Genomic DNA, 22,765 nt, shown 5'->3' with positions numbered 1-22,765 from the left:
AGTCAGCAAGCTTATGGTCAGGCTACGCTGGATTCGTGAGCCGGTCCAGCAGAACCCGACGCCGCATCCTCATCGCGGGTGGCGCTGTCCTCGGCGTCCTCGTCCTGACCGTGGTCGGATTCCTGGCCTGGGCGTCCACCCCGATGATGGGCGACCGGTCCGCGGCGCTCGAGGCCTGGCGCGACCCGGCCGTCCAGATCCACGACGCCGGCGACTCCGTCGTCATGGAGCCGACCGGAACGCCCTCCGGCGACGGCCTGGTGTTCGTCCCAGGCGCGCTGGTCGACCCGTACGCCTACCTGAACAAGCTCTCGGGCGTCGTCGCCGAGACGGGCCTCACCGTGGTGATCACGAAGCCGACGCTCAACCTGGCGTTCTTCGACCAGCGGCCGCTGTCCACGTTCACCGCCCACGCTCCGGAGGTGACGGACTGGTACGTCGGCGGCCACTCCCTCGGCGGCGTCCGCGCCTGCCAGCTGGCCGAGGATCCGAAGGTGACCGGACTCATCCTGTTCGGCTCGTATTGCGCAAACGACCTCAGCGGTGCCGATCTGCGCGTGCTGTCGATCGGCGGCAGCCGCGACGGCCTGAGCACGCCCGCCAAGCTCGCGGCGAACCGGCACCTGCTGCCGGAGGACGCGCGGATGGTGCAGATCGACGGCATGGACCACGCGCAGTTCGGCGACTACGGCGCCCAGCCGGGCGACCGACCGGCCACCATCGACGACGAGACGGCCCGCGAAGAGCTGACCCAGGCGCTCAGCGGCTTCCTCTCGGAGTGAGTGCGACGACTTCCGCACACACAGACGGCGCGGCCGTGCAGCGGGGAGGCTGCACGGCCGCGCCGGGGGCGGGCTGACGCCGGGAGTTACTTGGCCGGGGGCATCAGGACCGAGTCGATCAGGTACACGGTCGCGTTGGCCGTCTTGACGCCGCCGCAGATGACGTTGGCGTCGTTGACCTTCATGGAGTCGCCGGAGCCGGTGACGGTGACGTCGCCGCCCTCGACGGTCTTGTGGGTGCCGTCGATGTCAGACGGCGCAAGCTGTCCGGGCACCACGTGGTAGGTGAGGATCGAGGTCAGCGTGGCCGTGCCCGCCTCGGTCTTCAGCGACTCGATGGTCGCCGGGTCGATCTTCTTGAAGGCGTCGTCGACCGGGGCGAAGACGGTGAAGTCGCCGCCGTTCAGGGTGTCGACCAGGTTCACCTGCGGGTTCAGCTTGCCCGAGACGGCCGCGACGAGCGTCGTCAGCAGCGGGTTGTTGCTGGCCGCGGTGGCCACCGGGTCCTCGGCCATGCCGGAGACGGAACCCGCACCCGACGGGACCTGCTTGGCGTATGCCGCGCAGCCGGGACCGACGAGGTCGGCGGCCGGGTCCATCTTCGAGGCGGACGGGGTGGACTTGCTCATCGAGGAGCCGGAGTCGCTGGAGGTGGCGCTGCCCGCACCGGACGAACAGGCGGTGAGGGTGAGGGCGGCTGCGGCCAGGATGGCTGCCGCTGCGAGACGAGCTGTGGATCGCATGGTTCTTCTCCTTCGAGGGATGGTGACGATCGTTACGGCCGCTGCGGGGCGGTCATCAGGGGTTCGGCCCCGGCGGCGAATCGGATTGGAACCAATCCGCGGGGCCTCTCCGCCACGAACTCCAGGCATGTCAGCGAAGAAGAGAATCGGCACCATCGCCCTGGCCGCACTCGCCGGGGCGGTGAGCGGTGGCGTGTTCCTCGGAGCGGCCGAACTGGTGGCCCTGCTGACCGTGCGCGACGCGAGTCCGATCGTCGCGGTCGGCTCGTTCGTGATCGACATCGTCCCCCGCTGGGCGAAGGAACTGGCGATCGACCTGTTCGGGTCGAACGACAAGCTGTTCCTCCTGGCGAGCCTGGGCCTCGCGGTCTTCGTCGCCGCCGCCGTCGCGGGGGTGCTGGAGTGGTGGCGTCGGTGGGTCGGCGTCGCGCTGTTCGTTCTCGCGGGTGTCGCGGCCGTGGTGGCGACGCTGACCCGCACGGGGGCCAGCCCGTTCGGCTTCCTTCCGGCCGCGGTCGGCGCCCTGCTCGGCGCGCTGGTGCTGCGACTGCTGATCGGGCGGCTTCACGCCTGGCGCGACGGGACCGCTGGAGCGGAAAGGGTCGGCGTCGACCGCCGCCGGTTCCTGGTGCTCACGTCGGTCGCAGCGGCGGGAGCCCTGGTCGCCGGGGTCGGGTCGCGCCTGGGGTCCGCTGCCACGTCATCCATCGCCGCGGTCCGCTCGGCGCTCAAGCTCCCGACGCCGGCCTCCCGCCTGAAAGTGCCTGCCGGCGCCGAACTCGACGTTCCCGGCATCAGCCCGCTCTTCACGCCGAACACGGACTTCTACCGGGTGGATACGGCCCTCACCGTGCCGTCGGTCGACCCGGCGAACTGGCGCCTCACCATCGACGGGATGGTCGAGAAGCGCGTCGAGCTCAGCTTCCAGGACCTCGTCGACATGCGCCCAGCCGAGTACGGCGTCACCCTCACGTGCGTGTCGAACGAGGTCGGCGGCAACCTGGTCGGGAACGCGCGGTGGCTCGGCGTGCCGGTCCGCGACATCCTTGCCCTCGCCCGTCCACGAAGGGGCGCCGACATGGTGCTGTCGCGCAGTGTCGATGGCTTCACCGCCAGCACCCCACTGGATGCGCTCACCGACGACGGCCGCGACGCCATCCTCGCGATCGGGATGAACGGCGAGCCGCTCCCCCTCGAGCACGGTTTCCCGGTGCGGATGGTGGTGCCGGGCCTGTACGGCTACGTGTCGGCGACGAAATGGCTGACCGAGCTGAAGGTGACGACCTTCGCCGCCGATCAGGCGTACTGGACTCCCCGCGGCTACAGCGCGAAGGCTCCGATCAAGCTCTCCAGCCGCATCGACACCCCGCGCGTGGACAAGCCGCTCTCCGCCGGCCCGACGAAGATCGCCGGTGTCGCGTGGGCGCAGACGGTCGGCATCCGCACCGTCGAGGTGCGGATCGACGGCGGCCAGTGGCAGCAGGCGAAGCTCTCCACTCCGATCAACGCCGACACCTGGGTGCAGTGGTCGCTCGACTGGGACGCCACAGCGGGCAGCCACACCCTCGCGGTGCGCGCCACCGATCGCGCGGGCCGCGTGCAGGAGCAGAAGCGCACGCCGATCGCGCCGAACGGATCGACCGGGTGGCAGCAGACGCTGGTGCGGGTGGGCTGACGACGTCGAGGTCGTCAGATGGGCACTCCGTGACCCGAGGTGCCGGCGCCCGAGCCGGCACCCCGGTGGGCTGACGCTCCCCCCGGACGCGTCAGCGGGAACCCGCGACAGTGGGCCGGCACCTTGGGGAAATGCCGGCCCACTGTCACGGGGTCTTACTCGGTCGCGCGGCGTCGGCGGATCAGCATGAACGCTGCTCCGGCGCCCAGCAGGAGCAGGGCGATGATTCCGGGTGCGACCAGATCGCTACCGGTGAACGCCAGGCCGGGGCCCGGGTCGATCGGCGTGCGGGTGTCGCAGGCGCCCGACGGGTCGCACGATCCGCCGTCCACGGCAGGGTCGACGGTGTTGACCAGGCGGTGGTTGCCCGCCGCCGGGTTGTTGACCGTCACCGAGTACGTGACGTCGATCGTCTCGCCGACAGCCAGCGGGCCGGACCACGACAGCACTGTGCCGCTGAGGGTCGCCCCGTGGGTCGCGTCGCCGTTGTAGTGGGCGTCGTCGAGCACGTCGCTCATGTTGTCGGTGAACTTCGCGGGAGTGCTCGCGGTGTAGGCGAACTCACCCGTGTTCGTGACGGTGACGGTGTAGCTGACCACGGCTCCCGGCTTCACGGTGTTGGTCGTTGAGACCGTCTTGTGCACCGTGTATGAGGCGACCGGGGTGTTGGTCAGGCAGTCGCCGGCGGTGTCACAGCCGCCGCCGGGGCCGGTCGGGACGACCGCGTTGACCAGGTGGTGGTTGCCGGTGTCTGGCTTGTTGACCGTCACCGAGTACGTCACCTTGACCGTCTGCCCGGCTGCGACCGCGCCCGACCAGGTGAGCGTGTTCCCGGCAACCGTGGCCCCGTTGCTGGCGTCGCCGTTGTAGGTGGCGTCATCCAGCACGTTGGTCAGGTCATCGCGGAACGACGCCGGCTTCGCAGCGGTGTAGTCCGTCTTGCCCGTGTTGGTCACGGTCACCGTGTAGGTGATGGTGGCGCCAGGGGCGACCTCGGACTTGTCTGCAGTCTTGGTCACCGTGTACGAACCCGACGGGATCGTCACTGTGCACTCGGCGTTGTCCGTGCCGGCCGGGCAGTCCCCGCCGCCACCGGTGGGGGTGACCACCGTGTTCGGCATCACCTTGTCACCGGTGTCCGGATCGTTCACCGTCACCGAGTAGGTCACCGTCACCGTCGCACCGACCGCCAGTGCGCCGGACCACGACAGGGTCGGCGCCGCGTAGGTGGCACCGTTGGTGGCGTCGTTGTTGTAGGTGGCGTCATCCAGCAGCCCGGACAGGTCGTCGGTGAAGGAGGCCGGAGCGGTAGCGATGTAGTCGACTGTGCCGGTGTTGGTCACCGTCACCGTGTAGGTGACCTTCTGACCGGGGGTGACCTCGGTCTGGTCCGCCGTCTTGGTCACGCTGAATGCCTGCACCGGCGTGTCCGTCGTGCAGCCGCCGGGGGTGACGCACGAGCCGCCCTTGTCCGGGTCGCCCGTGACCGTGTTGGTCAGGGTGCCGTCCCCGGTCCCGGCGGGGCCGACGAGTACCTGGTAGGTGATCGTCTGGACCGCACCGACAGCGAGCGGACCGGACCAGGTCAGCGTGTTCCCGGTGACCTGCGCGCCGTTGGTAGCAGACCCGGCCACATAGGTGGCGTCGTCCAGAACCTTGGACAGGTCATCGGTGATCGACGCCGGATCCGCTGCCGTGTAGTCGGCCGTACCCGTGTTCGTCACGGTCACCGTGTAGGTGACGGCGTCGCCCGGGTGCGCCGGGCCGGCGGACGCGGTCTTCGCGACCGTGTACGACTGGACCGGGTTGGTCGTGGCGCACTGACCGGGCACGCAGGTGCCGCCACCGCTCGGTACGACCGCGTTGGTCAGGGTGTGGTCGCCGGTGTCCGGCGAGTTCACGGTCACCGTGTAGGTGACGGTCACGCTCGTGCCTGCAGCAACGGCGCCGGACCAGGACAGTGTCGGAGCGGCATATGTCGCGCCGTTGGTGGCGTCGTTGTTGTAGGTGGCGTCATCCAGCACCGCCGTCAGGTCGTCGGTGAAGGAGGCAGGGGTGCCCGCGGTGAAGTCGGCCGTTCCGGTGTTCGTCACGGTGACCGTGTAAGTGACCTTGTCACCCGGATTCACTGCGCCCGCAGGAGACGAGGACTTCGACACGGTGAAGGCCCGCACATCGGTTGTGGTGGTGCAGCTGCCTGCGGGGTCGCAGGATCCGCCGGGCGAGTTCGGTCGCACCGTGTTGGTGATGACGTTGTCGCCGGTGTCCGGGCTGTTGACCGTGACCGCATAGGTGATCACGACCGTCTGCCCGACCGCCAGGGCGCCAGACCACTTCAGAGAGGTGCCGGTGACCGTGGCTCCGTTGTCCGGGCCGCTGACGATCGTCGCGTCATCGAGCACACGGGCCAGGTCGTCCGTCAGAGTCGCCGGTGCGGTGGCCGTGTAGTCGATCGCGCCGGTGTTCGTGACCGTGATCGTGTACGTCACCGTGTCACCGGCGGTCACCGAGGTGGTCGAGGCGGACTTGGCCACCGTGTACGAGCCGGAGGGGATGTTGACCGTACAGGCGGGGTTGCCCGCGGTCGGATCGCAGTCTCCGCCGATGCCGGGCGGGGTGACGACGGTGTTATTGAGGTGCTGGTCGCCGGTGTCCGGGTCGTTCACGGTCACCGAGTAGGTGATCGTCACGGTGTCACCGGCGGCCACGGCGCCCGACCAGGAGAGAGTCGGAGCGGCATAGGTCGCGCCGCCGGTGGCGTCGTTGTTGTAGGTGGCGTCATCCAGCACGGCCGTCAGGTCGTCGCTGAACGACGCCGGTGCCGTGACGGTGTAGTCCACGGTGCCCGTGTTCTTCACCGTGATCGTGTACGTGACCTTCTGGCCCGGGACCACATCGGTCCGGTCGGCTGTCTTCGTCACGGAGAACGACTGCACCGGCGTGGTCGTGGTGCAGTCCGCCGCGGTCGCACAGCCTCCGCCGTTCGTGCCCGGGGTGACCGCGTTGGTCAGTTTGTGGTCGCCGCCGTCCGGGGAGTCGACCTTCACCGAGTAGGTGATGGTCGCGGTCTCTCCGACCGCCAGCGGTCCCGACCAGGACAACGTGGATCCCGTAACCGTCGGAGCGGCCGAGGTGGAGCCGCCGGAGTACGACACCGCGGCATCGCCGTTGTACACGGCGTCATCCAGCACACCCGACAGGTTGTCGGAGATGGTCGCCGGGTTCGCCGCCGTGTAGGCGACGTTGCCGGTGTTCTTCACCGTGACCGTGTAGGTCAGGTTGCCGCCCGGCTGGACGGTCGCTGCCGACGCCGTCTTGGTGACCGCGTAGGCAGGGTTCGGGCAGAGCACAGTGGACTGGACTTGCGCGTCGAAGCCCTCGGCGGTGTAGAAGCTCTTGACCTGCACCAGGATCGTGTTCAACCCCGTCTTCCACCCGGTCGTCAACGACGTCTGGGCGGCATTCGCCAGGGTGAAGCCCTGGTAGACGTACGGAGCAGCGGTGTCCTGCGGGAGGTTCGTTCCCGACTGCGCGATGTCGTTCACCCACACCCCGGCGACCGAGTTATCGGCCAGCCACTTCATATCCAGCGCGAAGCTCCCCGGATCGACAGCCGGATCGAGGTTGAACTGGTAGCGGTAGTACCAGTCACCACTACCGTCGGACTGGTTCTGAACGTTCGGACCCGCGTAGTTCGCCGAGATCCACTGCGCGTTCCCCGCGGGACTGTCCGCCCAGACGTTGGCGATCTTGCCAACCTGCGCTGGCGCATAGGTCGTGCCGGCGGGCGGAAGAACAGGAGTCGCATTCGTCGACGGCGCCGTGGTGCTCGGGTTGTGGTAGAAACCGTCTACCCCACCGGCAACCGTCCAGCCCGCATCGTTAGATCCGTCGGCGGCCTGTCCACCAGTGGCTGCGTTGTAACCGGTGTTGAAGATCGCCGGGTCGGTGGTGCAGCCGACCGTGGGGATCGTCAGGTCGGTGAAGGTGACCGTGGTGTCACCCGGCGGGTTCAGGCCGGTCTCCGTCACGTTGCCCGGTCCGTTGGTGAAGCTGCCAGCGACCGGGGAGGTCACCTGCACCGTGATGGTGCACGAGGCCTGGCCGGCGGCGAGGGTGCCGTTGGTCACGGCCACGGACGTGCCGCCGGCGACAGCGGTGGTCGTCGCGTTACAGGTGCCGCCCACAGTGCCGTTCGCCAGCGTCAGGCCCGCCGGAAGGGTGTCGGTGAAGCCCCAGCCCGCCTTGGAGGCGAGCTCGCTGGTGTTCGTGACGGTGAAGGTGAGGGTCGAGGTTCCGCCGGTCTGAACTGCTGTGGGAGTAAACGCCTTATCGAGCTGCGGGGTCACATCCAGGATGCGGATGTTGTCGAAGGCGGCGTCGTTGCCGGCGCCGGACCCGTTCGCGTTCTGCATCCGGATGCCGAGGGTCGAACCGGTGAAGAGCACCGAACCGTTGGAGGTATACGTGCCGACGTTCACCGCCGCCGCGCCGAGAGAGCCGTTAGCCGGGACGTTCACGGTCTGGCCGGAGGAGCACGCGTTGAGCTGCCCTCCGACGTTGGTGGCGGTGCCAGCCTGGTTCAGGAAGGCGAACTGGTAAAGCGGTGCCGAGGCGTTGCAGTTGACGGCCGCGGTGTCGACGCTGAAGGTCAGGAACCGACCCGAGGACGAGGCGAGCGGGATGTTGGTCGCCGTCTGGAACTCCGTCGCATTCACGCCCGGGTTGTTCTCCGTGTAAGCCGTCACCGCGTGGTTGGCGCCGGGGGTCGCGGAACCCGCGTGCGCACCGAGGGCATAGGCCAACTGGTTCAGGTGCGCCGCGTCACTCTCGATCTGACAGTTGCCGATCGTCGTTGACGGCGTGTTGAAGTTACGAACCTGCCCGTTGCAGTTGCTCAGCCACGCAGCGTCTGCGGTGTACTTCTGCCCGGACGCGCCGGTATACGCCGTCAAACCGACGGGCGTGTTCCCAACCCCGTTCTCGAAGTTCTCCTGGAACGCCACGGTCGGCGCCGACGGGGTGCCCGGGTTGCCGGGAGCAGCCGCGGCCGGAGCGGCCGACGTGCCCAGCAGCGCCCACGTGCTCAGCCCGCTCGCGAGCAGTCCGACGCTGAGAACGGCTGCCGCGAATCTGCTGCGGCGGTTGCTCAGCGAGAAGACCAGCCGTCTTCCCGACGACGAGTCCGTTGAGTGCTGAGCGTTGCGCCGTCTCCGGTGCCGAGCTGCCAGGTGCATTGGTGTCCTCCCCCGTCCGCCGGTCAGTGAGACAGACGGCTGACGATCCTGTGAATCAGGCTCAGTCTTCTGAGGGGGCGTGAAGGATTTCCACACGACGAACAAAAATTCACCCCGGATTTAACCCTCACGAATACCGAATGTCCCCCAGGTGAAGGACCACAATCGGCTCCGGGGACGTGTTCAATCGAATCGAGGTGATCGTCCCCGCCGACGCGCCTCGGCATCCGCTCCGCCCCTCCCCCGACCCTGTAGGAACTCCGTCCGTGCCCTCCCCGTCAGACTCGCTCCCCGCCGATGGCGACCACCGTGGGACCGAGGAGGGCGTACCCGCAGACAGCCTTGCCGCGGTCGTCGCCGAGACGGCGCGCCGGGCCGGTTCGGCCGCCGCGGCCGCGGTGATCGCGGAACACTGGGACCGGTACGCGCACACCGACCCCGCAGCCCTGCTCGCCGCCCTCCGGGCGCTCCCCGGAGAGGCATTCGTCGACAATGTCGCCCTGGTGTCCGCAGTGAACTACCTCAAGCACGTCGTCTCGGGAGGCGGTCCCGACCGCTTCGAGCAGCATCCCGCTGCGACGACGGTCCCCGGTCGACGCTCAGGCGATCTCGTGGAGTACCTGATCGGGCTCACCGGCACATCGGCCACGGCACGCACCAAGGGACAGCACGCGGCGGCGGTCGAGGCCGCGACCGAGGCACGCCGGGCGCTGACGGCAGCGGAGCCGGGCGAGGTCGGGCACCGTCTCGCCAACCTCCCGCATCTGTTCGTGCAGTGGGGCCGGGCGCTCGAGCTCTCCGGGGACCACACCCTCCCCGTCGCCTACGAGTACGAAGAAGCGCACCGCGTCGCCGTGATGACCGAGCAGCCCCAGGTCGCCCGCCGCGCCGCCGGCCACCTCGCCTGGCATCTCGCGGCCCGAGGCCGGCTGAGCGCGGCACTCGACTGGGCGCACCGCGCCAGGAACACCGGCGAATCGAACCCGCGCTACGACGCCGCCCACCATCTCGCCGCCGCCCTCGTCCACGCCGACCGCCTGCAGGAGGATGCGTCCGCGCACGAACTCGCGCTCGTCGCGGCCCACCCGGTCGGCGAGTACTGGGCGGCCGCCAGCTGGGTGCGGTCCTTCCTCGCTCACACGAAGGCCGAGCAGGTGCTCCTCGAGGAGGAGCTCGCCCGCGAGCTCGGGAGGCACCCGCCGGCGGTCTCCAATCGCGGGATGAACGGGCAGTACGTGCGCGCCACGTGGATGCGGCTGGGGCGCTCCGTAGCCGGGCACCGCCCCGTGACGCCCGACGACCACCTGCTCCGGGCGATCGGCGAGTACCGGCGCGGCCGCTTCATCGAGGCGATCGACGACGCCGCGCAGGCCGCCGAACCCCTCAGCCCGCCCCGCGTGCGCGCCGGGGCCTTCCTCATCACGGCCGCATCGTCCCTCGCGCTGCAACGCTCCCGCTCCGCCGCCCACAACTTCCGGCTCGCGCACTCCATCATCGAGCAGGAGGACATGCGCGCCAGCTACCACCTCATCAGTGACGCGCACCTGCAGACCCTGGCCCCCGGTGCCCACAGCCTCCTCGCGCCGCGACGACGGGAGGCGGCAACGGAGGTCGGATCGCTGACCAAGCGGGAACGCGACGTGCTGCAGCAGCTCACAACCACCCGTTCCATGAGCGAGATCGCGACGGAGCTCTTCATCAGCCCGAACACGCTGAAGGCCACCGCCTCCCGGCTCTACCGCAAGCTCGGCGTCAACTCGCGGGCCGCCGCGGCGGACATCGCACAGAGGGCCGGGATATCGGTCCAGCCCCCGCCCGGGCGGGGAGGCTCGGTCTGACGCCCTACCGAGGACGCGGTTCGTCCTCCCAGGGCACGGGCGTCGTCGTGCCGTCTCTCCAGTCGCGCCGGAGTATCGCATACGCGACGGACGCGACGGGCTCCCGCCCCGGCACGGGCCAGGCCTCGCGGTAATGGGCCTCCTTGACCCACCCGCAGCGCGCGAACACCCGCCGCATCGCGGTGTTGTCCTCGCGCGTCTGCCCCTCGAAGCGGTTGACGGCGGCCATGCTGTCGAACACGAAATCCGTCGCCGCGCGCAGGGCCTTCGTGCCCAGCCCGCGACCACGCATGCCACCGTCGAGCCTCAGGTCGATCAACGGCGTGGGGTCGCCCAGATCGTCCAACCGAACCGTGCCGATCCGCTCTCCGCTCGGCACCTGGAGCCAGAACGCAGCGTGGTCGTCGTCGCCATACGCACCCGCGTCGATCGCGGCGAGTGCTGCAGCGCGATCAAGCCTTGGCACGACATGGAACGGGAACTCGTTGCCCGTCAGGAAGTCGATGAGGGCGTCCCGATCCGCCCCATACGGATCGAGCGGATGGAGAGAGACGGCCATTCACGCACCCTATCGGCCGCCCCCGGGTTGCTCGATCGGATGCGACGCGATTTAATCTGCGTATGCATGCAGATAAGCCGATATGCGGGCGTCTTCCCGACAGCCAGTACGTGGAACTCGCCGTCGAGGTCTTCGCGATGCTGGCGGATGCCACCCGCGTGCGCATCGTCCTGGCGCTCCGGGATGCGGGCGAGCTGTCGGTGAATCATCTCGCGGACATCCTCGACAAGCAGCCCGCAGCGGTGTCGCAGCACCTGGCGAAACTCCGGCTGGCGCGGATCGTCGCGACCCGGCAGGACGGCCAGCGGGTGTTCTACCGGCTGGAGAACGAGCACGCGAGCCGGCTCGTGAGCGACGCGATCTTCCAGGCCGAGCACTCGCTCGGCGGCACGCCGCGCCACCACCACCAGGCGCCGACGGCAGAGGACGAGGCGACCCCGTGACCCACGAGACGCACACGCACGACCACGGGCACCCGCACGACCACGGGCACCCGCACGACCACGAGCATCCACACGACCACGGGCACCACCACCCGACCGGGTTCCGCGGCTTCCTGTACGGGATGTTCGTCCCGCACTCGCACGACGCGGCCGACTCGATCGACGACGCGATGGAGGCGAGCACCGAGGGCGTCCGTGCCCTGAAGATCAGTCTGTTCGTCCTGCTCGCGACCACACTGCTGCAGGCGGTGATCGTCGCGTTCAGCGGCTCCGTCGCCCTGCTGGCGGACACGGTCCACAACTTCTCGGACGCCCTCACGGCCGTCCCCCTCTGGGTCGCCTTCGTGCTCGGACGCCGGGTCGCCACCCGCCGCTACACCTACGGGTACGGGCGCGCCGAGGATCTGGCCGGCTTGTTCATCATCGCCGTCGTCGCGCTGTCGGCGATCGTGGCGGCCTGGCAGTCGATCGACCGACTGTTCCACCCGCACCCGCTGGAGAACCTGGGCTGGGTGATCGTGGCCGGCCTGATCGGGTTCGCCGGCAACGAGGCGGTCGCGATCTACCGCATCCGGGTCGGCCGGCGCATCGGCTCGGCCGCGCTGGTCGCCGACGGCGTCCACGCCCGCATCGACGGCTTCACCTCCCTCGCGGTGGTCCTCGGCGCCCTGGGCGTGATGCTGGGGTTCCCTCTCGCCGATCCCATCGTGGGTGTGCTCATCTCGGCCGCGATCGTCGTGCTGCTCTGGGGCACCGTCCGGAGCATCGGCCGCCGGCTGCTCGACGGCATCGAGCCGGATCTGGTGGAGCAGCTCGAGCACGCCCTGATCGAGACGCCCGGAGTCGTCGCGGCACCGCGCGTGCAACTGCGCTGGGTGGGCCACCGGCTGCACGGGAGTGCCGAGCTCGCCGTCGACGCGGTCGTCCTCGGCGACGCCCACCGGATAGCGGCCGCCGCCCGCGCGCACGCGCAGGAGCACCTGCGCACGCTCGACGAACTGCATCTCGAAGTGACTCCGCCGGACACGGTCACCGTGCCCGACCATCATGAAGCGGCGAATCCGCCGAGCCGATGAGCACATCCGCGGAGCTCGCACGCGGGACCAGGCTCGTCCGGGCCGGCATCGGCCTGGAAGCGATCACCCTCGGCTGGAACGTCGTCGGCGTCGTCGTCCTCGCGATCGCGTTCTCCGCCAGTGCCTCGGTCGCCCTGCTCGGGTTCGGACTCGACAGCCTGATCGAGATCGGCGCCAGCACGGTGGTGATCTGGGAACTCACCGGATCGGACGAAAGGCGGCAGCGACTCGCCCTCCGGTTGATCGGCATCGCGTTCGTCCTCCTCGGCGGCTACCTGCTCGTCCAAGGGGTCGTCACGCTGGCGACCGGCCACCGCGCGGCGCCGAGCCCGTTGGGGGCGGGATGGACGGGCGCTACCGCCGCCGTCATGTTCCTGCTGGCCTTCGGGAAGGCATGCGTCGGCCGCCTCCTCGCCAACCCGGTGCTGGCCGCCGAGGGGCGCGTCACCCTGGTGGACGGCATCCTCGCGACGAGCGTGCTGCTCGGGATCGGCCTCGACGGGCTCCTCGGCTGGTGGTGGGCGGACCCGGTGGCCGCCCTGGTCATCGTCGCCTACGCCGCGCGCGAGGCCGTCCACATCTTCCGGGAGTGACGATGCCGGGATGGATCTGGACCGTCATCGGTGTGCTCGTCGCCCTGGTCGTGATGTGGATCGCCCTCGTGGTGGTCCTCGTCGTGCAGCAGCGCCGGGCCGGACGCGATGTGGACTGGCGGGCGATCCTGCGCCTGGTGCCCGACGTCGTCCGCCTGATCCGGCGGCTCGCCACCGATCCGGCCGTACCGCGCGCCACCCGCTGGTGGCTCTACGGGCTGCTCGTGTACCTGATCCTCCCGATCGACCTCATCCCCGACTTCCTTCCCGGTATCGGCTACGCCGACGATGCGATCCTCACGATCGTCGCGGTGCGCTTCGCCGTGAAGCACGCGGGCTACGACGCGCTCGAACGCAACTGGCCGGGGACGGCGGACGGCCTCGACAGCCTTCTGGCGCTCGCGCGCGTGGAACGGCCGCCCGGCCGGCGACCAGGGATGTAACGCTTCGGGTGCTGGGAGGCCCCCGCACATCCACGCGTTTCCCATCGAGTCGCGGGTACCGTCGTCGCCATGACAGGACAGCTTCTCGCCCTGCCCCTGGCCGCGTCCCCGCTGCGGACGCAGGCCGACCCGTCCGAGCTCGGCGGCATCGCCGGTCTCGCCGCGCGCGTCATGACCGCCCTCGGCGAGATCGGGGTGGGACTGTGCTCGTTGGCGGAGGTGGTGTTCCCGCCGATCCCGAGCGAGGTGATCCTGCCGTTCGCCGGATTCCTCGCGTACCAGGGGTCGCTCAACGTGGTGCTCGTGCTGCTCGCGGCGACGCTCGGCAGCTTCGCCGGGGCGGCCATCCTGTACGTCCTCGGCCGCACGCTGGGCGAGGAGCGTGCCGTCCGGCTGCTGTCACGGCTGCCCCTGGTCGAGGAGGACGACTTCACCAAGGCCGCGGACTGGCTGAAGCGCCACGGCCGCGGCGCCGTCTTCTTCGGGAGGCTCGTGCCCCTGGTGCGGAGCCTGATCTCGCTCCCCGCGGGCGCGACACGGATGCCGTTCGGCCGGTTCGCGGCGTTCACCCTGGCCGGGACACTGCTCTGGAACGCGATCCTCGTGGGTGCCGGGTTCGCCCTCGGCACGCAGTACCACCTCGTCGAGCGGTACACCGAGTACATCGACATCGTCGTCTACGCGGCCGTCGGTCTCGTGCTCGGATGGCTCGTGCTCCGCCGCATCCTGCGTCATCGCGCAACGCGACGGGATGCGGACCCGTCGTCATGACCGAGGCGCGCGGGTGCGCTCGGGTCGAGGGTACGCCCCGACTCGCGAAGAGACGGGGCGTACTCCCCCGGTGACGACGCCGAGTGTCGTCGGTGTCCCCGCGCCAAAACATACGGACTCACCGGTTTGAGTGCAAATCGGGTTCAGCGGCCGAAGGGCACGGCGAGGACGTCCCAGATCCTCTCGATGTCCGACGCGAGCGCATCGAGCGTCCCGCGCTCGTCCGCGATCATGTACGCCCCGAAGATGCCGTGCACCGCGACCGTCGCGACGGCTCGCGCATCCACCTCCGGGCCGCCGCGGTCCTCGGTCTCCTGCTCCAGAAGCTGTGAGAGAACGGCGACCCAGCGCGCGTAGGGGTTCTCGTCGGCGGACGGCGGCAGCACGGTCTGCGACAGCTTCATGGCGGCACGGACGCGCACGTCCGAGGCCAGCAGCGCACCGACGCGGCGCGTCAGCTCCCGCGCGGCAGGGAGTCCCCGCAACCCGGACTCCTCGACCTCCCCGATGATGACCGGCCAATTCGCGTACTTCTCGGCGACCAGGGCCCGGGCGATATCGAGCTTCGAACGGAAGTGGAAGTACACCGCGCCCTTTGTCGCGCCCGTCCGCTCGACGATCCGCTCCAGGCGAGCGCCCTCGTACCCGTGCTCGTCGAACTCCGCGGCGGCGGCGTCGAGGATGGCGAGGCGCGTTCTCTCCGCGCGCTCCTGTCTCGGCATGCGAAGGCCCGTCTCCCGAAGTGGCGTGTGAGACGACGATATCGTGGGCGCCCCTCCACCAGAGGAAAAGCGGTCACGGGAGGGTGGGGAAACGAACACGGCGCGAAGGGATCCTGGGCGCCGACTCACGCCTCCCGGGTGATGGAGACCGAGACGAACAGTTCTGACCCGCTGCCGCCCGCGTAGACGCCTCGGAGGGGTGTGACGTCGGTGTAGTCCCGGCCGTGGCCGACGCGCACGTGACGATCGCCGATGGGGATGCTGTTCGTCGGATCGTAACCGTGCCACCCGCCGCAGAACCACTCCACCCACGCGTGCGACTCCCCCACGACGGTCTCCCCGACGGCGGCGTCCGCTTGGGGATGCAGATAGCCGGAGACGTAGCGCGCGGGAATCCCCACGGACCGGAGTGCCCCGACCGCGACGTGGGCGATGTCCTGGCAGACCCCGCTCCGCGCATCCCACGCTTCGGCGGCAGCGGTTCGAACGCCGGTCACTCCGCTCACGTACTCCATCTCGGACGACACGGCGGCGACGATCGCCTGGGCGGCGGCGCAGGGTCCGTCGACGTCGGGTCCGAGGTCGGTCACGACGGATCCGGCGAGCTCGGCCAGCGAGGGCGGCGGAGCGGTGAGCGCCGTCTGACGGAGCTGCTCGACGCACGCGGCGGACCTCGGGACGACGGCGGCGAGCTCCTCCCAGCCGACAGTCGAGGTGGGGTGCTCCGCCTCGAGCACCTCCACGAGACTGCTCGCCGTGATCGTCAGTTCGCTGTGCGGGGCCAGCACGTCGAACGCCAGGACCCTGGTGCCCCAGTAGTCCGTGTACTGGTGGTGGGAGGAGACCGGCTGCACATCGAGAGACGAGTGGAGCACGAGTTGCCGAGAGCCGGAGACGGGAAGCATGCGCGCCTCGTTGTACGAGGCGGTCACGTCGCCGTCATAGCGGTAGCCCGTCGAATGCACGATCCTGAGCCGTTTCACGCCCTGTCCCCCGTCCAGCTCGGCGCGACGCTCTCGGGGAAGTACCGCATGGCGACCGCCGTCGTCGCCGCACTCGTCGCGTCCTGGATGGCGGACATGAAGGCCGGGAGGTCGTCGAGCACGTCGGCCACCGGCCGGAACTCGAGTTCGCTGCGCACCTGCCCGAGCATCCGTGCCGCCTGATCGGAGACCCCGACCCGCTCCAGTCTCGGCTCGATCTCGCGCAGACTGTCCACCGCGCGCGCCACCGAGTAGAGGATCGATCGCGGGAAAAGCCTGTCGTGGAGGAGGAACTCCGCAGCGTTCCTCGCGGACGGCACTCCGCGGTACGTCCGCAGGTAGGCCTCGTAGGCACCGCAGGAGCGCAGGAGGGTCGTCCAGCTCGGCCCGCTCGCCTCGGTCAGCGACCGCGTCGCGAGCAGGCGTGCCGTCATGTCGGCCCGCTCCAGGCTGCGGCCGAGGGTGAAGAAGTGCCAGGCCTCGTCGCGGCTCGCCCCGGACTCCATCAGCCCGACGGCGAGCGCCGCCCGCTCGCGCACCCAGCTGAAGAACTCGTGCACCTTGTCGCTGGTCACCCGTCGCGGCATCCGCGCGGTCGTGGTGTTGAGGCACTCCCAGAGTTCGGTCGAGATGATCTCGCGGGCGCGCCGGGCGTTCTCCCGCGCAGACGCCAGCGAATAGACGATGGATGCGGGCGCCGCGCGGTCGACCGCCAGGATGCGGAGCACGTCCTCCCGAACGATCGCGGACTCCGGTGCCGGGCTGCCCATCACGCTGAGGAGCGATCGGCACGCGGTGTCCTCGTCGATCCACGGGTCTTCGAGGAGGAGTTGCAGGTGAACGTCGAGGATGCGGGCGGTGCCGTCGCTCCGCTCGATGTAGCGGCCGATCCAGAAGAGCGAGGAGGCGATGCGACTCAGCATGAGGTGACCTCCGCCGGGACGCCCTGCTGCTGCTGTTGCTGTTGCTGCTGCTGATCGGAGCGCGGCGCATCCTCCGCAGAGTGGTCGGGCACGTGGTGGGCGGAGACACCCGGCCCCGCCGCCTGCTCGGCGACGATTCCCGCCACCCGAGAGGCGCCCTCCGCTGCATCGCCGGGGCGCCGCTGACCCGAACGGTCGGCCGGCACGTCGGTCGCCGGGGCGCCGACCACCCAGGTGTCCTTCGATCCGCCGCCCTGGCTGCTGTTGACGACCAGCTGGCCCTCGGCGAGGGCGACCCGGGTGAGACCTCCGGGGAGGACCCAGATGTCTCGGCCGTCGTTGACGGCGAACGGGCGGAGGTCGACATGCCGCGGGCGCATCCCGTCGTCGACCAGTGTGGGGATGGTCGACAACTGCACGACCGGCTGAGCGATCCACCCGCGCGGGTCGGCGGCGAGACGTGCGCGAAGGTCGGCGAGCTCCGCGCGGGAGGCGTCCGGCCCGATCACGAGACCCTTGCCGCCGGAGCCGTCGACCGGCTTGACGACGAGCTCGTCGAGCCGGTCGAGCACCTCGGCGAGCGACTCCGGTTCCTCCAAGCGCCAGGTGTCGACGTTGGGGAGCACCGGCTCCTCGGCCAGGTAATAGCGGATGAGGTCGGGAAGGTACGTGTAGACGAGCTTGTCGTCGGCGACGCCGTTGCCGACGGCGTTGGCGATCGTCACATTCCCGAGCCGCGCGGCCAGCATCAGGCCCGGCGTGCCGAGGACGGAGTCGACGCGGAACTGAAGCGGATCGATGAAGTCGTCGTCGATCCTCCGGTAGATCACGTCGACCTTCTGCGGTCCCGACGTGGTGCGCATCCACACGTGACCCCCCGAGCAGAACAGGTCGCGCCCCTCGACCAGCTCGACCCCCATCAGCCGGGCGAGGAGGGTGTGCTCGAAGTAGGCGGAGTTGTAGACCCCGGGGGTCAGCACGACGACGTTCGGGTTCTCCATGCCGTCCGGGGCGCTCGCCCGGAGCGCCTGGAGCAGGCGATACGGATAGTCGCCGACCGGGCGCACCCGCATCGACGTGAACAGCTCGGGAAGCGTCTGGGCCATCACGCGCCGGTTCGAGATGACGTAGCTGACGCCGCTCGGGACGCGGACGTTGTCCTCGAGAACGCGCCACGCTCCGACCTCGTCACGGATCAGGTCGATGCCCGACACCTGGATCCGGACGCCGTTGGCCGTCGCGATCCCGGCCGCCGCCCGGTGGAAATGCGCCGACGAGGTGATCAGCCCCGCCGGGATGACACCGTCGCGGACAGCGTTCTGGTCGCCGTACACGTCGCTGAGGAACGCTTCGAGCGCCCTGACGCGTTGCCTGACCCCCGCCTCGACGTGGGCCCACTCGTCCTGCTCGATCACCCGCGGGACGGCATCCAGCGGGAACGGGCGCTCCTCGCCGGCGAAGTCGAAGGTCACGCCCTGCGCGAGGTACGACCTGGCCAGCGCCTCCGTCCGCCCCCGCAGCTCCTCCTGGGTGAGCGAGGCGAGGGCCGCGAACAGCTCGCGATAGGCCGGGCGGATGCCGCCCTCCGCTGCTGTCACGTCCGCGAACATCTCATCGAAGGGGGTGCTGCCGCCCTGACGCCTGCCGGACGCCGCGGTCGCGTATCCACCGAACAGCTCGCCCATGGCCAGACGCTATCGGCGACGCGTTTCGCCCGCGTTTCGGTGGTGTTGCGAGTGTTTCGATGCCGCCCGCGGCCGGTCAGACCTCGTCGGCGAGTTCGCGCAGCTCGGCGGTTCGCTCGCCCGGACGGTCGCCGGTGTTGACGGTCCCCTTCGGCTCCACCATCACGACGAGCGCGTCCTCGTCGGCCTTCGGGCAGTGCTCGACGCCGCGCGGGACGACGAACACGTCGTGCGGACCGAGCTCCACATCCCCGTCGCTCAGCTGGATGGTGAGCCGCCCCTCGATGACGAGGAAGAGCTCGTCGGTCTCGGGATGCGCGTGCCAGACGAACTCGCCGCGCAGGCGCGCCACCTTCACGTCGTAGTCGTTGACGCTCGCGAGCCGGTGCGGCTGCCAGGGCTCCGGGATGAGGGCGAAGGCGGCGTCGAGGTTGTGGACCGTGTTCATGTGGCCAGCCTAGAACCGGCCCGGCCGTGCGACGTCGGAGGCCGGTGGTTGTATGGGGACGTGCTCCTCGACACGCTCGTGACGACGGCCGAGACCGTCGCATCCACTCGCTCCCGGCTGGCGAAGGTGGATGCGCTCGCGACGCTCCTCGCCGACCTCGACCCGGAGGAGATCGCTCCGGCCGTCGGTTTCCTCGTCGGCAAGGCGCGGCAGGGTCGCGTCGGCGTCGGCTGGCGCGGGCTCAACGGCGCGATGGGCGAGCCCGCGTCGGAGGCCTCTCTGACCGTCGACGATCTGGATGCGCTGCTCGACCGCCTCGCGGCGCTGTCGGGATCCGGCTCGGCCGGCGAGCGCAACCGCGCCCTCCGCGACTTCACGGCGCGGGCCACCGCACGCGAGCAGGACTTCATCGCGCGCGTGCTCCTCGGCGAGATGCGCACCGGGGCACTCGAGGGTGTGCTGATGGATGCGATCGCCCGGGCCGCGGACCGCCCCGGCGACAGCGTGCGCCGCGCGGCGATGCTGTCCGGAAACCTCGGCGAGACGGCACGCCTCGCGCTGACCGGCACCGCGGAGGAGCTCGATGCGGTCGGCCTGGTCGTGGGCCGACCGGTTCTGCCGATGCTGGCGGCGTCCGCCCCGAGCGCGGCGGAGGCCCTGGCAACGACCGGCGAGGCGTCGGTCGAGTACAAGCTCGACGGCGCGCGCATCCAGGTGCATCGCCACGGCGACGAGGTGCGCGTCTTCACCCGCAACCTCGCGGACATCACCCACCGCGTGCCGGAGGTGGTCGAGGTGGCGCGGCGACTGCCGGTGCGCGACGTGATCCTCGACGGAGAGACCCTGTCGCTGGATGAGGACGGCGCTCCCCGGCCCTTCCAGGAGACAATGTCGAGATTCGGCGCGGATGCCGTGCGCGAGACGGTGTTGCATCCCTGGTTCTTCGACATCCTGCACGTCGACGGCCGCGATCTGCTCGACGAGCCGCTGTCCACCCGGCTGGCGGAGCTGGAGCGCGTGGCCGGCGACCATCGCATCCCCGGCGAGGTCACGGCCGACCCCGAGGTTGCCGAGCGCGTCGCGCGCGACGCCCTTTCCGCCGGGCAGGAGGGCGTGGTCGTCAAGGCGATCGACTCGCCCTACGCTGCGGGTCGGCGGGGCTCCAGCTGGGTGAAGGTGAAGCCGGTGCACACCTACGACCTGGTCGTCCTCGCCGTGGAGTGGGGGTCGGGGCGGCGGCAGGGGCTGCTGTCGAACATCCACCTCGGCGCCCGCGATCCGGAGGGCGCGTTCGGCGAGCCGGGCGGGTTCGTGATGGTCGGCAAGACCTTCAAGGGCCTCACCGACAAGCTCCTCGCCTGGCAGACGGAGCACTTCCAGGAGATCGAGGTGCGGCGAACCGCCGGGACGGTCTGGGTCGCGCCGACGACCGTGGTGGAGATCGCGATCGACGGCGTGCAGCGATCCAGCCGCTACCCCGGCGGCATCGCCCTGCGCTTCGCCCGCGTCAAGCGCTACCGCGACGACAAGGACGCCGGCGAGGCCGACACGATCGAAACGCTGCGCGGCCTCCTCCGGGAGTGACCGCCCACACCCGCCTCGCCCTCGCACCGAAACGGAGGAGAACCCGGACGCCCGGCTCCCCGCATCCTCCGTTCCGCGCATTCCGCCGGAGTGTCGGACCGAAACTCCTCCGTTTCCCGCCGCCTCGCGGACGCGGGAAAGGTGCCCCGGCGGCCGTGGAAAGGGAGGAATTCCCACGGCGACGCGCGGCGTTTCGCCACGAACGGAGGATGCGCGGAGCCGGACGTGCGGGATGTCCTCCGTTTCCGCAGCACCGACGGAGCCGACCGCCCTGGGCGCGGAGGCGAGTGTCACGCCCGCAGGCGCGCCGCCTCCCGCCGCTCCGCCTCGTCGGCGTAGCCGACCTGCGCCCGCCACCACGGCGTCTCGATGAAGCCGCGCTTGAGGTACAGCAGCTCCATCGCGCCGGTCCAGCCCTCGACGCCCTCGAGCACCGAGAGGGTGTGCGAGATGAACTGGTTCAGTTCCCCCACGGACGGCGTGATCAGCTCGCAGAACAGGGAATTGTCATCCAGCAGCGAAGCGAGGTAGCGCACAGCCGGATACCCGGAGAGCTCCTGCGCGACCGCCTCCAGCCGGGACGGCGCGACCTTGACCAGCAGCAGCGTCTCCGCACCCATCCCGAGCGCCGCCGCGGGGACGAGCGTGAGGATGTCGAGGCAGTGGTTCGCGCGCATCCGGTCGAAGCGGCGCCGCACGCTGGACTCGTTCATGCCCGTCCGGTCGCCGATGGCCTGGAAGGTGACGCGGCCGTCGTCGCGGAGGGCGGCGAGGATGCGGCGGTCGGCCTCGTCGAGGTGGTCCGGTTCGCACATCTCGGCGTCGACCAGCGACGCCTTCTCGTCCTCCTGCGGGAGCTTCATCGTCTCGGCGAACAGCTGTCGGCTCCAGTCGTGCCGCACCTTGTGCACGTGCATGATGAGGTCGCTGCGCCAGCGCTTGATGCCGGCGATGGACTGCAGCTGCTGGATGAGTTGCGGGTAGTGCGCCGCTCCTCCCGTCACCACGACCTCCGCCATGATGTCGTACTGCCCGGTCACCAGCGTGAGGAAGCGGACGTCGGCGTGCTCCACGAGCGCTGCCGCGACCTCGAGCTGTGTGCCCGGACGGCAGTTCAGCCGCACCAGGAAGGTGTCGACCTGCCCGGAGCTGCCGAGCGCCGGCACGACGGCGATCCGCACGACGCCGTCCTGCACCAGCTGCTGGCCGCGGCGGGCGACGGTGGCGGAGGAGCTGCCGACCATGTCCGCGATCGCGGTCCAGCTCGCTCGTCCGTCGTGCTGGAGCGCGACGATGATGCGGCGGTCGAGGTCGTCGAGGGTGTCGAGCGCCTTCACTCGGACGCCGCGCTCCGCACCGGCGGCACCACTTCGTGCAGGAATCCCCGCACCGTGTCCGTCCATGCCTCCGCCTCCTCGATCTGGGGGGAGTGACCCGATTTCTCGAAGATCGCCAGCCGCGCATCCGGGATGAGCGACACGATCGTCTCCGAGCACGAGACCGGCGTGATCCAGTCGGTCCGCCCGACGGTCACCAGCGTGGGTGCGGTGATCCCCGGGAGCGCCCCCTTCAGATCATAGGTCGGAAGGTTCTTCGAGAAGGCGTAGTTGTGCGCTTCGTAGCGGTACGGGGTGGCCTCGACCTTCCGTTCGACCGTCTCCGGGTCGTAGACGTAGTCGTACAGCGGGAGGATCTCGCGCCAGCAGTCACGCAGGTCGTCGTTGTCGCGCACGCGGCCCTCGTCGATGCGGTCGAACTTGTCCATGTCGACGGTCACCCGGTCGGAGGCGAGCGCGTTCTTCCGGGACAGCTCCGAGTGGGAGTTGTCGGCGGCCGTGTCGCGCAACACAAGGGCGAGCACCCGGTCCGGGTACCGCGTCGCGTACTCCAGCGACATGAAGCCGCCGTACGAGCCGCCGGCCATGACGATCCGCTCGGCGCCGATCCACTCCCGCAACGCGTCGATGTCGGCCGCCCACTGCTCGTGGCTGAACTCGCCGTTGCCCTCGCTCTCGCCCGAGCCGCGCGCATCGAACACGACGACGCGGTACTCGTCCGCCAGGCGCCCGAAGCTGGCGCGCGGCTCGGCACGCGAACCAAGACCGGGTGCGCCGTGGTGGGTGATGATCACCGGCGCCCCCTCCGGTCCGAGCACCTCGACGGCGAGGCGATTGCCGTTGATCTCGACGAACTGCGCGGTGGTGGTCGCGGCGGCGAACTCGGGGGAGACGTCTGTTGTCACGGTGTTCCTTTCGATGGC

The 22,765-nt window shown here is 70.0% G+C and carries 19 protein-coding genes; 9 read left to right on the top strand and 10 right to left on the bottom strand.

The annotated features are described in order from the left end of the window. The first annotated feature begins 35 nt into the window (after positions 1 to 35). Positions 36 to 782: an alpha/beta hydrolase gene (locus H284_RS0113855; protein ID WP_018192239.1), complete on the top strand. Its 747-nt coding sequence runs from the start codon at positions 36 to 38 to the stop codon at positions 780 to 782. Positions 783 to 868: 86 nt separating this feature from the next. On the opposite strand, the gene H284_RS0113850 is transcribed toward H284_RS0113855, so the two are convergent. Next, positions 869 to 1,525 carry a fasciclin domain-containing protein gene (locus H284_RS0113850; RefSeq protein WP_018192240.1) on the bottom strand — a complete coding sequence of 219 codons (657 nt, stop codon included), beginning with the start codon at positions 1,523 to 1,525 and terminating at the stop codon, positions 869 to 871. 127 nt (positions 1,526 to 1,652) lie between these two features. On the opposite strand from H284_RS0113850, the gene H284_RS0113845 reads away from it, so the two are divergent. Continuing rightward, entirely contained in the window at positions 1,653 to 3,200 is a 1,548-nt protein-coding gene (locus H284_RS0113845; RefSeq protein WP_020076713.1) for a molybdopterin-dependent oxidoreductase, read from the top strand. A gap of 155 nt (positions 3,201 to 3,355) precedes the next feature. On the opposite strand, the gene H284_RS0113840 is transcribed toward H284_RS0113845, so the two are convergent. Then, positions 3,356 to 8,437 carry a beta strand repeat-containing protein gene (locus H284_RS0113840; RefSeq protein WP_020076712.1) on the bottom strand — a complete coding sequence of 1,694 codons (5,082 nt, stop codon included), beginning with the start codon at positions 8,435 to 8,437 and terminating at the stop codon, positions 3,356 to 3,358. A 266-nt stretch (positions 8,438 to 8,703) separates the two neighbouring features. Here H284_RS0113840 and H284_RS0113835 point away from each other — a divergent pair, with 266 nt between their 5' ends. Next, complete coding sequence (locus H284_RS0113835) at positions 8,704 to 10,275, top strand: helix-turn-helix transcriptional regulator (protein WP_018192243.1); 1,572 nt, start codon at positions 8,704 to 8,706, stop codon at positions 10,273 to 10,275. Between the two features lie 4 nt (positions 10,276 to 10,279). Here the strand turns inward: H284_RS0113835 and H284_RS0113830 are convergent, their stop codons facing one another. Beyond that, the gene (locus H284_RS0113830; RefSeq protein ID WP_018192244.1) at positions 10,280 to 10,834 is read right to left on the bottom strand and encodes a GNAT family N-acetyltransferase; all 555 of its coding nucleotides are present in this window, start codon (positions 10,832 to 10,834) and stop codon (positions 10,280 to 10,282) included. Between the two features lie 62 nt (positions 10,835 to 10,896). Between H284_RS0113830 and H284_RS0113825 the strand changes: the two genes are divergently transcribed. The 5 genes from H284_RS0113825 (at position 10,897) to H284_RS0113805 (ending at position 14,160) form a co-directional block, all read left to right on the top strand. Then, on the top strand, positions 10,897 to 11,277 hold the full coding sequence (locus H284_RS0113825; protein ID WP_026307298.1) for an ArsR/SmtB family transcription factor: 381 nt from the start codon (positions 10,897 to 10,899) through the stop codon (positions 11,275 to 11,277). Further along, the gene (locus tag H284_RS0113820; RefSeq protein WP_018192246.1) at positions 11,274 to 12,353 is read left to right on the top strand and encodes a cation diffusion facilitator family transporter; all 1,080 of its coding nucleotides are present in this window, start codon (positions 11,274 to 11,276) and stop codon (positions 12,351 to 12,353) included. Before H284_RS0113825 ends, H284_RS0113820 begins: the two co-directional genes overlap by 4 nt. Beyond that, complete coding sequence (locus tag H284_RS0113815; RefSeq protein ID WP_020076711.1) at positions 12,350 to 12,946, top strand: cation efflux transmembrane domain-containing protein; 597 nt, start codon at positions 12,350 to 12,352, stop codon at positions 12,944 to 12,946. Before H284_RS0113820 ends, H284_RS0113815 begins: the two co-directional genes overlap by 4 nt. A 2-nt stretch (positions 12,947 to 12,948) precedes the next feature. Then, a complete protein-coding gene (locus H284_RS0113810) occupies positions 12,949 to 13,389 on the top strand; it encodes a YkvA family protein (RefSeq protein ID WP_026307299.1) in 441 nt (146 codons plus the stop codon). A 69-nt stretch (positions 13,390 to 13,458) separates the two neighbouring features. Beyond that, the gene (locus H284_RS0113805) at positions 13,459 to 14,160 is read left to right on the top strand and encodes a DedA family protein (RefSeq protein WP_018192249.1); all 702 of its coding nucleotides are present in this window, start codon (positions 13,459 to 13,461) and stop codon (positions 14,158 to 14,160) included. A gap of 143 nt (positions 14,161 to 14,303) precedes the next feature. Here the strand turns inward: H284_RS0113805 and H284_RS0113800 are convergent, their stop codons facing one another. From H284_RS0113800 to H284_RS0113780, 5 genes are all read right to left on the bottom strand, one after another. Beyond that, positions 14,304 to 14,882, bottom strand: a complete 579-nt coding sequence (locus tag H284_RS0113800) for a TetR family transcriptional regulator (protein WP_018192250.1) — start codon at positions 14,880 to 14,882, stop codon at positions 14,304 to 14,306. Positions 14,883 to 15,007: 125 nt separating this feature from the next. Next, on the bottom strand, positions 15,008 to 15,865 hold the full coding sequence (locus H284_RS0113795) for a transglutaminase family protein (protein ID WP_020076710.1): 858 nt from the start codon (positions 15,863 to 15,865) through the stop codon (positions 15,008 to 15,010). Then, positions 15,862 to 16,788, bottom strand: a complete 927-nt coding sequence (locus H284_RS0113790) for an alpha-E domain-containing protein (protein WP_018192252.1) — start codon at positions 16,786 to 16,788, stop codon at positions 15,862 to 15,864. The genes H284_RS0113795 and H284_RS0113790 overlap by 4 nt, the downstream gene beginning before the upstream one ends. Next, positions 16,782 to 18,473: a circularly permuted type 2 ATP-grasp protein gene (locus H284_RS0113785; RefSeq protein WP_018192253.1), complete on the bottom strand. Its 1,692-nt coding sequence runs from the start codon at positions 18,471 to 18,473 to the stop codon at positions 16,782 to 16,784. Before H284_RS0113785 ends, H284_RS0113790 begins: the two co-directional genes overlap by 7 nt. A gap of 76 nt (positions 18,474 to 18,549) precedes the next feature. Continuing rightward, a complete protein-coding gene (locus H284_RS0113780) occupies positions 18,550 to 18,921 on the bottom strand; it encodes a cupin domain-containing protein (protein WP_018192254.1) in 372 nt (123 codons plus the stop codon). Between the two features lie 60 nt (positions 18,922 to 18,981). On the opposite strand from H284_RS0113780, the gene H284_RS0113775 reads away from it, so the two are divergent. Further along, positions 18,982 to 20,505, top strand: a complete 1,524-nt coding sequence (locus tag H284_RS0113775; protein WP_018192255.1) for an ATP-dependent DNA ligase — start codon at positions 18,982 to 18,984, stop codon at positions 20,503 to 20,505. Positions 20,506 to 20,795: 290 nt separating this feature from the next. On the opposite strand, the gene H284_RS0113770 is transcribed toward H284_RS0113775, so the two are convergent. Both H284_RS0113770 and H284_RS0113765 read right to left on the bottom strand, forming a co-directional pair. Beyond that, entirely contained in the window at positions 20,796 to 21,908 is a 1,113-nt protein-coding gene (locus H284_RS0113770; protein WP_231371233.1) for an Lrp/AsnC family transcriptional regulator, read from the bottom strand. Beyond that, positions 21,839 to 22,747 (bottom strand): alpha/beta fold hydrolase, encoded by a 909-nt coding sequence (locus H284_RS0113765; protein ID WP_018192257.1) that lies wholly within the window; start codon positions 22,745 to 22,747, stop codon positions 21,839 to 21,841. The genes H284_RS0113770 and H284_RS0113765 overlap by 70 nt, the downstream gene beginning before the upstream one ends. Positions 22,748 to 22,765: the final 18 nt, after the last annotated feature.

The organism is Cryocola sp. 340MFSha3.1 (assembly GCF_000383315.1).
Taxonomy (GTDB): Bacteria; Actinomycetota; Actinomycetes; order Actinomycetales; family Microbacteriaceae; genus Leifsonia.
The sequence above is the reverse complement of the archived record's forward strand: the minus strand, read 5'-3'. Positions and strand labels throughout refer to the sequence as shown.

What these genes read in the sequence shown, in the direction of transcription:
- H284_RS0113785 (WP_018192253.1), bottom strand. Translation starts at nt 18,473, where the DNA reads ATGGGCGAGCTGTTCGGTGGATACGCGACCGCGGCGTCCGGCAGGCGT.
- H284_RS0113850 (WP_018192240.1), bottom strand. Translation starts at nt 1,525, where the DNA reads ATGCGATCCACAGCTCGTCTCGCAGCGGCAGCCATCCTGGCCGCAGCC.
- H284_RS0113810 (WP_026307299.1), top strand. Translation starts at nt 12,949, where the DNA reads ATGCCGGGATGGATCTGGACCGTCATCGGTGTGCTCGTCGCCCTGGTC.
- H284_RS0113770 (WP_231371233.1), bottom strand. Translation starts at nt 21,908, where the DNA reads ATGGACGGACACGGTGCGGGGATTCCTGCACGAAGTGGTGCCGCCGGT.
- H284_RS0113800 (WP_018192250.1), bottom strand. Translation starts at nt 14,882, where the DNA reads ATGCCGAGACAGGAGCGCGCGGAGAGAACGCGCCTCGCCATCCTCGAC.
- H284_RS0113830 (WP_018192244.1), bottom strand. Translation starts at nt 10,834, where the DNA reads ATGGCCGTCTCTCTCCATCCGCTCGATCCGTATGGGGCGGATCGGGAC.
- H284_RS0113780 (WP_018192254.1), bottom strand. Translation starts at nt 18,921, where the DNA reads ATGAACACGGTCCACAACCTCGACGCCGCCTTCGCCCTCATCCCGGAG.
- H284_RS0113805 (WP_018192249.1), top strand. Translation starts at nt 13,459, where the DNA reads ATGACAGGACAGCTTCTCGCCCTGCCCCTGGCCGCGTCCCCGCTGCGG.
- H284_RS0113815 (WP_020076711.1), top strand. Translation starts at nt 12,350, where the DNA reads ATGAGCACATCCGCGGAGCTCGCACGCGGGACCAGGCTCGTCCGGGCC.
- H284_RS0113825 (WP_026307298.1), top strand. Translation starts at nt 10,897, where the DNA reads ATGCATGCAGATAAGCCGATATGCGGGCGTCTTCCCGACAGCCAGTAC.
- H284_RS0113845 (WP_020076713.1), top strand. Translation starts at nt 1,653, where the DNA reads ATGTCAGCGAAGAAGAGAATCGGCACCATCGCCCTGGCCGCACTCGCC.
- H284_RS0113840 (WP_020076712.1), bottom strand. Translation starts at nt 8,437, where the DNA reads ATGCACCTGGCAGCTCGGCACCGGAGACGGCGCAACGCTCAGCACTCA.
- H284_RS0113790 (WP_018192252.1), bottom strand. Translation starts at nt 16,788, where the DNA reads ATGCTGAGTCGCATCGCCTCCTCGCTCTTCTGGATCGGCCGCTACATC.